At 41.3% G+C, this 11,743-nt stretch carries 7 protein-coding genes; all 7 read right to left on the bottom strand.

The features are described 5' to 3' along the window. Positions 1-35: 35 nt before the first annotated feature. A complete protein-coding gene (locus F3059_RS02820; RefSeq protein WP_151166573.1) occupies positions 36-206 on the bottom strand; it encodes a KilA-N domain-containing protein in 171 nt (56 codons plus the stop codon). A gap of 333 nt (positions 207-539) precedes the next feature. Next, positions 540-1,070 carry a DUF192 domain-containing protein gene (locus tag F3059_RS02815; RefSeq protein ID WP_151166427.1) on the bottom strand — a complete coding sequence of 177 codons (531 nt, stop codon included), beginning with the start codon at positions 1,068-1,070 and terminating at the stop codon, positions 540-542. Beyond that, the gene (locus F3059_RS02810; protein WP_151166426.1) at positions 1,067-2,890 is read right to left on the bottom strand and encodes a M1 family metallopeptidase; all 1,824 of its coding nucleotides are present in this window, start codon (positions 2,888-2,890) and stop codon (positions 1,067-1,069) included. The genes F3059_RS02815 and F3059_RS02810 overlap by 4 nt, the downstream gene beginning before the upstream one ends. Before the next feature lie 634 nt (positions 2,891-3,524). Then, positions 3,525-3,794 (bottom strand): membrane protein insertion efficiency factor YidD, encoded by a 270-nt coding sequence (yidD, locus tag F3059_RS02805; RefSeq protein ID WP_151166425.1) that lies wholly within the window; start codon positions 3,792-3,794, stop codon positions 3,525-3,527. A 110-nt stretch (positions 3,795-3,904) separates the two neighbouring features. Then, positions 3,905-5,608, bottom strand: a complete 1,704-nt coding sequence (locus F3059_RS02800; protein WP_170265004.1) for a T9SS type A sorting domain-containing protein — start codon at positions 5,606-5,608, stop codon at positions 3,905-3,907. 272 nt (positions 5,609-5,880) lie between these two features. Further along, positions 5,881-8,154 (bottom strand): T9SS type A sorting domain-containing protein, encoded by a 2,274-nt coding sequence (locus F3059_RS02795; RefSeq protein WP_151166423.1) that lies wholly within the window; start codon positions 8,152-8,154, stop codon positions 5,881-5,883. A gap of 11 nt (positions 8,155-8,165) precedes the next feature. Next, positions 8,166-11,657 (bottom strand): T9SS type A sorting domain-containing protein, encoded by a 3,492-nt coding sequence (locus tag F3059_RS02790; RefSeq protein WP_151166422.1) that lies wholly within the window; start codon positions 11,655-11,657, stop codon positions 8,166-8,168. Positions 11,658-11,743: the final 86 nt, after the last annotated feature.

Here is an 11,743-nt window from a genome sequence, read left to right as displayed (position 1 = left end):
AAACGACTTTTGAGTCCTTGTCAATTTTGAGGAGATTAGTATGCACGATTTCTAAACCCCTCGAATTCGATGGGATTAAAATTAGAGTTGTTGAGTTTCTCCCATATTCCGAGAAATTCGATGGTATTTCGGTTGCGCAACCAGTTTTGGATAATGTAATCTGTACGTTCCGGATCCCTGTGACGAGCAATATCTGTGAGGCTAATGTACTCTCACTGTTCATTGACTGAAATAGTGATCTCAGTTCCCTGAACTTCTATTTTAGCCATTTAGGATGAGTTGTTCAGTTTTTGAGTTGTAAATTATAGGACTTTTTATCACAGAGATATTCACTCCCTAAAACTAAACAAACTCAAACAAAGCATACTATCCCACGTCAAAAAAAGTTTAATTGCACTGGTTTTTAGAAAAAAACAAACAGAAAGTCAGTTCAAAAAAGGAATTAAACGAGGTGAGTATTTTAAATACAGCGATCTTTCACTTTACGAAACACAAAAGATTCGATTAATGAATAATTGTTCAAAAAGTGAAAAAGCAACTCACTCCACCTCAAAAACCACTTTTGAGTCTTTGTCAATTTTGAGGAGATCGGTGAGGCCGGCATTGACTTCAACCACATATTTGGCGGGGCCTTCAGAGGGGAGTGATTCCTCGCTCTTTGGAACTGCGTTCTTTTGAATGCTCACGACTTCGTACTGGTCGTCAATGTAGATGATGTCGAGGGGAATGCGCGTGTTTTTCATCCAAAAGCTTCGCGGGCGCATGTCTTTGAAAATGAATAGCATCGCCTGGTTGTCTTCCATGGAGTTGCGGTCCATGAGTCCGCGCATTGATTCGTAAGGGTTGTCGGCTACCTCAATGTCAAAATGTTTGATGGTGTCTCCTTCAGCGGTTAAAAACCAGAGTTGGCCTTCTTTGGTGAAGGGCACTTCAGTGAAATCATCGGTAGGGTTTTTGGTTTTGATTCGGCCTGATGAGGGCTCTGACCGAAACAGATCACTGAAGGTCCAAAACAGCAGGCCAAATAGCATGATGCCTGCCACGATAATGAGTATGCGCTTGTTTCTCATTTTTCATCCTCGTTTTTAGGGTAACGGTATTCCTGGTTTTTCTTTTGATCCATGAACCACTTGTTGTTGGTCAGATCCACATCTGCCAAACGCAGTGACGGGTCAATCTCGATCTTTTCAATTTTGTTGGCTGGCATAGGGATCTCTAAACCGTTTTCTGGATGTGTCCAGTGCCAGTCGCCCAGGTACTTGTAGTCTTTGGCGGTAGATTTTTTGCCGCGCATGATGCCGAGCGGATAATAATACATTTCGGTTGAGCCGTCTTTGTAAGTGACTTTCACATCAATGGGCATCGGCATGGTGCCTTCGCGCTTGAGTTTTACTATTACGTTGTGGAGATCCTTCTCAACGGTGTCGATCGCGTAATCGATGTAGTGTGTGGTGTTGATGAATTGCTCGAAGTACCAGTCGAGTTCGAGTCCGCTTTCGCGTTCCATCACCCGTTTAAAGTCTTCCGGAGTAGGGTGTTTAAATTTCCACTCGTCAAAATAGGTTTTCATACCGCGGTCGAAGTCTGTTTGACCGATTACATAGCTCAACTGATGGAGGAAGACAGAGCCTTTTGAATAACTGCTGATTCCGTACGCGATGTTGGTGTTGAAGAAATCGGCCGGAGTGCTCATCGGTTCCTCAAATGGCTGTTGCGAGTAGTAACGGACATTGCGGTAAGAACGGGCCAATGGGTTCTGAGCGTCATTTTCCATCAAGCTATCCATGACGATGTCCTCAGCGTAAGAGGTAAAGCCTTCATCCATCCACGGATATTTGAATTCGTTGGTCGCTAGAACTCCGTAATACCAGTTGTGAAACGACTCATGTGCGATGAGTCCGATCTTGCCTTCTTTGCTTCCGTGACCTAAAATCATGGTACACATGGGGTATTCCATTCCGCCATCGCCACCCTGAATCACAGAAAATTGTTTGTAAGGGTACTTGCCGAATTTGGCGTTCATGATCTCAAAGAGGCGAACGACTTCGGGCTGAATCTCTTTCCACTGTTGCGCGAGTGTATCGGTCTGGTAGTAGAAGTGGAGCATAGGTCCGTTTTCCACTTTCATGGAGTCGTGTTTGAAATCGGGATCGGCTGCCCAGGCAAAGTCGTGCACGTTTTCGGCTTTGAAATGCCATGTTTTGGTTCCGTTTTCCACTTCAGAACCGATGAGGTTTCCGGTTCCGCCCACAACATAGTCTTTGTCGAGCTCAAGTGTGATATCAAATGTTCCAAAGACTCCGTGAAACTCACGACCCACGTACGGATTGGCGTGCCAGCCTTCTTTGTCGTATTCGGCCATTTTGGGATACCACTGCGTCATTGTGTAGCGGATGCCTTCTTTGTTGTCGCGACCGCTTCTTCTGATTTGTAACGGCACCTGACCTGAGAATTTCATGTCGAATGTCACTGATGAGTTTGGCGGTATGGGAGCAGGTAATTTCACTTCCAGTACAGTTCCCTCGATGTGGAACGTACATTCTTTGCCGTTCATGTTGAGCTTGTGGATATTTTGAAATCCGATCTCGGTGCTCTTTAAGTGGTAGATACGGTCTTCTACGCGTCCGTCAGGGTCTTTGATATTGCGTGAGCGGACGTCCATCATACTGCCCGGCTGAAATGCATTGAAGTAGAGGTGATAGAAAACCTCGTTGAGTGTATCGGGCGAGTTGTTGGTGTAAACGAGTTTTTGAGTTCCATCAAAGGTATTGTCGCTAACATCTAGCGATACGTCCATTGTGTACTCGGCTTTTTGCTGCCAGTAGCAACTTTGGGCGTTAGCGCCTAAAAAGAAAAAAACGGAGAGAAGTGAAAACCAAAATTTGCGCATAGTGAAATCTTTTCCTGCAAATAAACGATTTTCCGTTAAAAATGGTAGTGGATTTTGTGGAAAGGGTTTAGGTCGAGGTCGAGAGGATTCTAATTTTGATTTGGCTGTATTGTGAGGTTTGTCTTTAAGGGTTTGGAGTTGGGAGGTTTGGGAGTTTGTTTTTAGTCAGTCAGGCCCGGACGCTGAGCGAAGCTATTGCGGAGTCGAAGTAGGAGGGAGTTTGGAGGTCAAGGTCGAGGTAGAGTGAGAATGAGAACGAGAGAAGAGGAGCAATCAAAACGAGATATGTTCTTTCACAAGTTCAAGAACGAAATTAGGAAATATGTTTTTCGCGGGGCTCAAAACGAGAAAGGAGGTCCTGACCGAGAGCGTCAGTAGCCAAGGTCGGGAAAGTTCTAATAATGGATTTTGGGGTAACGCAGCGAGCGCAGAGCAAGTTTGATGTTAGCTCTGCTGAAATACGCAGCGTTCGCAGCGTGTTCGCTACTGCTCACATTTTTTAACCATGAAGAAGTTAAGGTGCGTTAAGGTTTGAAGGATTATGAATTATGGATTATGAGTGATGAATGATTGTAAGTCTCTGATATAGGTTGACCACTTTAAAGTGAGTCAATATGAACTTTGTCTCGATCTTTTAGGTTGCTGATTTATTTTTCGGTTTTCTTTTAGGGTTTTTAGGAACTGGATCATGTCCGTGTCCGCCCCAGGGATGGCAGGATGAAATGCGTTTTATGGCGAGCCAACCGCCTTTGAGAGGACCCCATTCTTCAATTGCTTTGATGGAGTAGGAGCTGCATGTTGGCGTGTAGCGACAGGTTGATGGAAAAAACGGGGAAATGGCGTACTGGTAAAACTTCACCAGCAGAATGAGAAATTTGGAGAATATGTTTTTGAGGAAACCCATAGCAAACGAGCGGTAAAGCTACAATTTACGACAGAATACAACTGCGGGTTCTATCTAAATAAAAACCGCCCTGACACTTGAGTCAGGACGGTTGGGGGTATCGAGTGATTCTACTCGACTATCAATTTTTGTGCAGACTGCTCATCACCTTCTACCAGGATAAAGTACATTCCGGGTGTGAGGTCGTTGATGTCAACTTTCGACTTTTTGCTATTGCTTTTTTCAGTCCAGACCACTTGTCCCTGCACATTTAGGATCTGAATGTGAGAGTCAGTTTTGTCTTTCTCAATATTGACAAATGATTCAGCCGGATTAGGATAAACGTTCAATCGGTTTTCGGTCAGATCCCGGCCTTTTCCAACAAACGTGTCATTGCTGCACTCCACAGGTTCACCGCTGTAGTTGTCGTCACGCCAAATACTCAAAACCAGTTTTGCAGTTGCCTGAATCGGAGCTCCACTCAGCATTTTAGATCCGTGGATCTTCAATGTCCAGGAAACGTTGTTGTCGTCCATCACATCGAGATCTCTGAGATTGATTGAGCCAGATCCTGTAGAGTGAGACTGCCAAACAAAATTACCGGTAGTGTCCAGCTTAAACAGAGCGACATCTTGTCCCTGCGGTGTGTAAGTATTGTTTCCGTAATCGTACTCTCCCCAATACTGCATTCCAAAGAAAATTTCATTTTGATCGTTCACATCCAGGCCTACCGCATCATCAGCTTCGGTAGAACCAAAATTTTTCAACCACTGGATCTGATTGTTGTGATTGACCTTTGCGACAAACACATCAGTTTTGCCTTTTGTGGATGAAAGTGACTCATTTCCAATTGTGATGTTTTCTGAGAACTCTCCCAAAACAATGGGCTCGCCACATTTATTAAGGATGAAATCCCTTACTCGAAACTGAAAATCGTTGGTTGATGTCATGGTCAGAACCTGAGGGTTTTGAAAGTTCTGATCTGTTTTGAGGATTGCTTTTGTGAATTTGTTGGTATCTGCAACCGGGTTGATCGTGTCGTCATATAGCACGACCGCATCTGCTAGATCGAGATAGGTGTAAATAGATCCGTCCTTAGCTTGATGAGCATCTTGCACACCGTGATACCCCGATACAGATTCAAAGTTCACCAGATTAAAAGACTGTGCCCAAATTCCGTTTCCGTCATTATCGAGCTTGAGGACGAAGTTCATCGGGTAGTCGAATTTTGAGTCTGCACTGTCACTTTGAACACCTGTTACATCAGCTCCACCAACTGAGAAATTTACGTGATGGCTTCCAGTAATGATTAGCTTATTTTCTTCGTTTATAGAAAGACTTTTTGCTTTTCTATCCTTATGGTCTAGGAATTGGTCAGATTCGGGACCGGTAATCCATAAAACAGAACCAAGCGGACCTATTTTAGCGAGGAAAAAATCATCCTCATTATCCGGACTGCCCGGAAAAGTTGCATTTGCCAGTTCTGCCTGTGCTGACCTGTAATTGATCAGTACAAATACATTGTTGTTTGTGTCGATAGCTAAATCTGCAAGAGTAGCACTTGAACTTCCCTGATAGAGCGTAGAGATACCAAATATCATATTGCCGTTGGCATTGTATTTTTCGATGAATACATTTGATGAAGACTGACCCTGTCCGGTTCCGTTTGTCCATTGCGATGCAATTATTCTGTTACCACTGGAGTCACTAACCGATTTTGTTTCAAAGATATTTTCATTGAAAGATCTTATTGAAATTGAGTTTGCATGTTGGGCATTGAGTGTGAATCCCCAAAGCACCAAACAGACTGCTGAGAAAAGTTTGAAATAATTCATGATTCCTTCGTTTTTAGATTTTTGGCAATCTAGGGTTATCATGAATACGGTGCTAATTTGCCGGGTAGACATAAGGGTGACAGGAGAAAATCTACCAGACATTAAGAATTAAAAAGATAGAGTAAGCTGTTCTTAATTAACTTGTTTCGTAGAGTTTAGAAAGGGTGAAACGACTTAGCTCGTTAATCGAAGATTTTAGAAAAGGGGACAGCGGTTAGGAATTAATGAAGAAAAGCCAATCAGATCATGATCTGATTGGCTTGTTTCAAAATCTATTTCAAAACCAGTTTCATAATAGCATCTTCAACTCTCAGAAGGTAGATCCCTGTTGCGAAGTTTGATAGATCGACTTTAGTTTGCTTTTGAGTTAGTGTTCCGCTGTAAAGGACTTTCCCATTGACGTTTGTGACTTCAAAGGGTTTTCTTTCTGTGAAGGAGTGTTCAATAGTGAAAAGACCATCGTTAGGGTTTGGGTAAACGATAATGTTATTTTCACCGGAAATTGCAGTTTCAAATCCACTCGGAATGACATTGTAACAAGCTGATGTATCAATGCAACCGTGCTTTGTCAGACTAACAGCATAATCACCGCTTACTGCTACTTCAAGGATCTGATCGGTTTCCCCCGGAATAGGAGTGGAGTTGTTATCACAATAAACCCATTGGTAAGTAGCTCCAGTGTCCTGAGCAATTAGTGAATCACCACTATTTTGAACATCACTGTTAATCGAGTCTACGTTTAAGTCAATGGTAATGACACTATCACAACCTGCAATATTTGAAATTGTGTCCTGATACGTTCCGCTTGTTGTCCATGTATAATTTTCACTCGGTGAAGTGTAATTGTCACAAACGATTGGTGAGATGCTTGAAATTGTGCTCTGATTGACAGTTAAATTCACCGTAATCAGGCTATCACATCCCTCAGCATTTTGAATGGTGTCCATGTAAGTACCGCTCGATGTCCAGTTGTAATTGCCACTTGGTGAAGTGTAATTATCACAGACAACCGTAGAAATAGTGGATGAGGAACTATCGTTTACTGTTAGGTTTAGTGTGACTACAGAATCACAACCATCGGAATTAGTTAGAGTAGTAGTATAGTTTCCACTTGAAGTATAAGATTGGTTGTTTGCAGGCCAAGTGAAGCTGTTGCAAACCATTTTTGATTGACTACCAGCATTACTATTGTTCACCGTTAAGTTAATAGTTAGAATACTGTCACAGCCAAGAGAGTTGACTATTGTATCCTGGTATGTTCCGCTTGTGGTCCATGTATAGTTACCGCTCGGTGGTGTGTAGTTATCACAGGTTGTTTGTGTAATTGTTTGTGTAGTTGGAATACAATATACTCTAACATGTCCAATATCGGGATCAAGATTATTAACACCATCATTAAGGGGCGCACCTACAGCAAATACGGAAGAGTTAGGTGAACTTACTGTTTGCCCAAAGAAATCGTAGTTGTTTTCGCCATTTACATCTTGACCAATCTGTAACCAAGAGTTCCCATTCCAAGAATATAATCTTGCTTGTCCAGAATTGTTTCCATTATCGTCATTTCCTTTAGCCCCGATTATTATAGTGTTGGAATCAGCCATACTTATGGATGAACCAGCATAACTCTCAGAGCTTTCACCATAGATGTCGTTACCTTTTTGAGTCCAGCTTACTCCATTCCACTTATATATTTTTATCTGTCCAGAATTTGATCCATTTACATTACTTCTAGGTGCAGCTACTGCCAAAGTATTGGAATCTGGCATACTAACTGAAGCACCTAACCTATCATAAGCGGTGTCGCCTTCTATCTCATTACCTTTTTGCATCCATGAATTTCCATTCCAGTAAAATACTCTGACGTGACCAGATTCAGTCCCATTACCATAGTTATCGTAAGCACCTAAGGCTAAAGTATTCGAGTCTGGCATGCTTATAGTTTTACCAAGGTTGTCTAAAGGAGCTTCTCCATAAATACTGTTACCTTTCTGAATCCAGTTATTACCATTCCAAACTAAAACTCTTACTTGACCTGAATTAACTCCGTTCACATCATTTTTTGGAGCTCCAATTGCTAGAGTGTTAGAGTCTGACATACTAACAGCGTAGCCCGAATAATCACCTCCAAAAGAGCCGTCTATGTCATTTCCTTTCTGGACCCATGTGTTCCCATCCCATTTGTAAACTCTAACATGTCCAGATACACTTGAATTACCATCATTAAAAGGTGCTCCAATCGCTACTATGTTTGAATTTGGCATACTTACAGAGTAACCCGAGTTATCATGTGAGTTTTCTCCATCAATATCTGAACCCTTTTGAATCCATGAATTTCCGTTCCATAAAAAAACACGAACATGACCGGACTCCCATGGGGTTTGGTCATTGTAAGGAGCACCTATAGCTATCGTATAACTATTAGGCATACTTATTGAAAAGCCTGACTCATCATGTTCATCTTCACCATTTATATCGTTGCCTTTTTGTATTTGTGCGTAGGAGATAGTATTTATTATAATAAAGAGTATAGTGAATGTATTCTTCATGATTTAAAATTTTATTTCAGAACCAATTTCACAACAGCACCTTCAACTCTCAGAAGGTAGATGCCTGTAGCCAGGTTTGATAGATCGACTTTAGTTTGTTTTTGAGTTAGAGTTCCACGGTAAAGAACTTTCCCATTGATGTTTGTGACTTCAAATGGCTTGTTTTCTGTAAAAGAGTGTTCAATGGTGAATAAGCCTTCGTTGGGATTTGGGTAAACGATAATGTTATTTTCACCGGATATTGCGGTTTCAAATCCACTAGGAATCACATTGTAACAAGCTGATGTATCAATGCAACCGTGCTTTGTCAGACTAACAGCATAATCACCACTAACAGCCACTTCAAGGATCTGACCAGTTTCTCCCGGAATAGGAGTGGAGTTGTTATCACAATAAACCCATTGGTAAGTAGCCCCTGTGTCCTGAGCGATTAAAGAGTCACCACTATTCTGAACAACAGTGTTAATTGAGTCAACATTTAAGTCAATGGTAATGACACTATCACAACCGGTATTGTTTGAAATCGTGTCCTGATAAGTTCCACTCGTTGTCCAGTTGTAATTTCCACTAGGTGAAGTGTAATTGTCACAAACGTCTGGTGAAATAGTGGATGAGGAACTATCGTTAATTGACAAATTTAAAGTAACAATCGAATCACAACCAGCAGAGTTTGTGAGAGTAGTGGAGTAGTTTCCGCTTGAAGTGTAAGTTTGGTTGTTTGCCGGCCAGGTGTAGCTGTTGCAAACTGTTTCATTTTGTGAACCGGTATTGTTGTTAACTGTTAAGTTAACTGTAATGATACTGTCACAGCCAAGTGTGTTAGGAATAGTATCCATGTAAGTTCCGCTTGTCGTCCAGGTATAATTTCCACTTGGTGAATTGTAATTATTACATACAACTGGCGAAATGCTTGCTGATGTGCTATCGTTTACCGTTAGGTTCAGTGTTGCGACAGAATCACAACCATTTGAGTTTGTCAGAGTAGTTGTGTAGTTACCACTAGAGTTATAAGTTTGATTGTTTGCGGGCCAGGTGTAGCTGTTGCAAACTGTTTCTGTTTGAGACCCTGTATTATTGTTTACAGTTAGATTCACTGTTATTATACTGTCACAACCCACAGAATTAGAAATAGTATCTTGATAGGTACCACTTGAAGTCCATGTGTAGTTTCCACTTGGGGAAGTGAAGCTGCTACAAACTATAGGGAAAATGCTCGCTGATGTACTATTGTTGACAGTTAGATTTAGTGTAACAACTGAATCACAACCATTGGAGTTTGTTAGTGTAGTGGTGTAATTACCACTCGAAGTATAAGTTTGATTGCTAGCTGGCCAGGTGTAACTGTCACAAGCTATTTCTGATTGACTACCAGCATTACTATTATTTACCGTTAAGTTTATAGTGATAATACTGTCACATCCAGCAGTATTAGAAATGGTATCCATGTATGTCCCACTCGTTGTCCAGGTATGGTTTTCACTAGGTGAATTGTAGTTATTACATACAACTGGCGAAATGTTTGCTGTAGTGCTGTTGTTAATTTCCAGGTTCAAAGTTATAATAGAATCACATCCTGCAACATTTGATAATGTTGTAGTATATGTTCCGCTTAAGGGGTATGTTTGAAGGTTAACTGGCCATGTGTAGCTATTTGTATCGCAGACCACTATATTTTGTGTACTTCCGTTGCTTTGTACTGTTAGGTTTACAGTTATAATACTGTCGCATCCTACAGAGTTTGGAATAGTATCTATATACGTTCCAGATGTTGTCCATGTATAGTTTCCGCTTGGAGATGTGTAACTGTCACAGACTACAGGAGAGATGCTAGCAGATGAACTATTGTTTACTGTTAAGTTAATTGTAATAATACTATCGCACCCTGTAGAATTAAAGATTGTATCCATGTAGGTTCCACTAGAATACCATGTATGATTTCCACTTGGGGAAATATAGCTATCACAAACAACAGGCGAGATGGTTGCAAAAGAGTTTTGATTGACTGTTAAATTTACAGTAATAATACTGTCGCAACCAGTGGCATTAGGGATTGTGTCCATATGAGTTCCACTTGTTGTCCATGTGTAATTTCCGCTTGGGGAAGTAAAACTGTTACAAGCAACTGGTGAGATACTTGCAAAAGAATTTTGATTTATAGTTAAATTTACTGTTATAATACTATCAAGTCCTGCAGCATTGAGAAGTGTATCATAATAAGTACCACTTGTTGTCCAAGTGTGGTTTCCACTTGGAGAAGTGAAGCTGTTACAAACAACGGGTGAAATTGTGTTATATGTTGATTGCAAAGAATACACTCGCACATGGCCGGCATAAGCCCCATTTCCATTATTGAGACGCGCTCCAATCGATACAGTATTATTATCAGGCATGCTCACGGAAAAGCCTGACCTGTCATGTGCTGTTTCTCCATCAATGTCATTACCAACTTGCATCCAACTATTTGCATTCCAGTAATATATTCGTACATGTCCAGATAAAGATCCATTCCCACTATTAAATTTCGCTCCAATCACTAAGGTATTGGAGTCTGACATACTTACTGACCATCCTGAATGGTCATAAAAAGCTTCACCATCTATGTCATTCCCTTTTTGTATCCAGCTATTCCCGTTCCATGAGTAAATTCGCACATGACCTGCATTAGAAGCTGTTCCGTCATTTTTCGGAGCTCCAATGGCTACTGTATTGCTATCTGGCATGCTCACTGCATGTCCTGATTCGTCATCGGCTGCTTCCCCATCAATATCGATACCTTTTTGTACCCATGTCGTCCCGTTCCAGGAATATATCCTTACATGCCCAGAGTGTGTTCCGTTTCCATCATTGTTGTATGCTCCAATCGCTACAGTATTTGAGTCAGGCATACTTACGGAATTACCAGAGAGATCACCAGCTGCTTCTCCATCAATATCATTCCCTTTTTGTATCCAGTTAGTACCATTCCAGATGTAAATCCTGACGTGACCAGCATCTGTTCCGTTACCATCATTAGTTGTCGCTCCAATTGCTACTGTATTTTTATCAGGCATACTCACTGAGACACCCGACCTATCAAAAAAAGCTTCTCCATCAATGTCATTCCCTTTTTGATTCCAGTTATTACCATTCCAGGTGTACACTCGCACATGACCAGATGTAGGTGCTGTTCCATTATTCCAGTGAGCACCAATCGCTAAGGTGTTGCTATCCGGCATACTCACTGATTTTCCCGACCTGTCATAGTTTGCTTCTCCATCAATGTCATTCCCTTTTTGATTCCAGCTATTTCCATTCCAAGTGTACACTCTAACATGCCCAGAGTTTACACCGTTATCATCATTATATATAGCGCCAATAGCTAAAGTATTTGCATCCGGCATGCTGACTGATTCTCCAGAGTTGTCGTTTACAGCCTCCCCATCTATATCATTTCCTATTTGAGTTTGTGAATAGGATTGTGTGGTCAATAGAACGAATAGTAATGTAGGGAGAAGATGCTTCATGATTAAAAGTTGTTTTGGAAAAGACTGACTTGAGAGGGATGCCTTTCTTTGAAGTGTTTTTCGATTTAGAGTGTAGTATTTTATTT

This window comes from Salibacter halophilus, assembly GCF_008806325.1.
Lineage (GTDB): Bacteria > Bacteroidota > Bacteroidia > Flavobacteriales_G > Salibacteraceae > Salibacter > Salibacter halophilus.
This window is presented reverse-complemented; position numbering and strand designations above follow the sequence as displayed.

What these genes read in the sequence shown, in the direction of transcription:
- F3059_RS02815 (WP_151166427.1), bottom strand. Translation starts at nt 1,070, where the DNA reads ATGAGAAACAAGCGCATACTCATTATCGTGGCAGGCATCATGCTATTT.
- F3059_RS02810 (WP_151166426.1), bottom strand. Translation starts at nt 2,890, where the DNA reads ATGCGCAAATTTTGGTTTTCACTTCTCTCCGTTTTTTTCTTTTTAGGC.
- yidD (WP_151166425.1), bottom strand. Translation starts at nt 3,794, where the DNA reads ATGGGTTTCCTCAAAAACATATTCTCCAAATTTCTCATTCTGCTGGTG.
- F3059_RS02800 (WP_170265004.1), bottom strand. Translation starts at nt 5,608, where the DNA reads ATGAATTATTTCAAACTTTTCTCAGCAGTCTGTTTGGTGCTTTGGGGA.
- F3059_RS02795 (WP_151166423.1), bottom strand. Translation starts at nt 8,154, where the DNA reads ATGAAGAATACATTCACTATACTCTTTATTATAATAAATACTATCTCC.
- F3059_RS02790 (WP_151166422.1), bottom strand. Translation starts at nt 11,657, where the DNA reads ATGAAGCATCTTCTCCCTACATTACTATTCGTTCTATTGACCACACAA.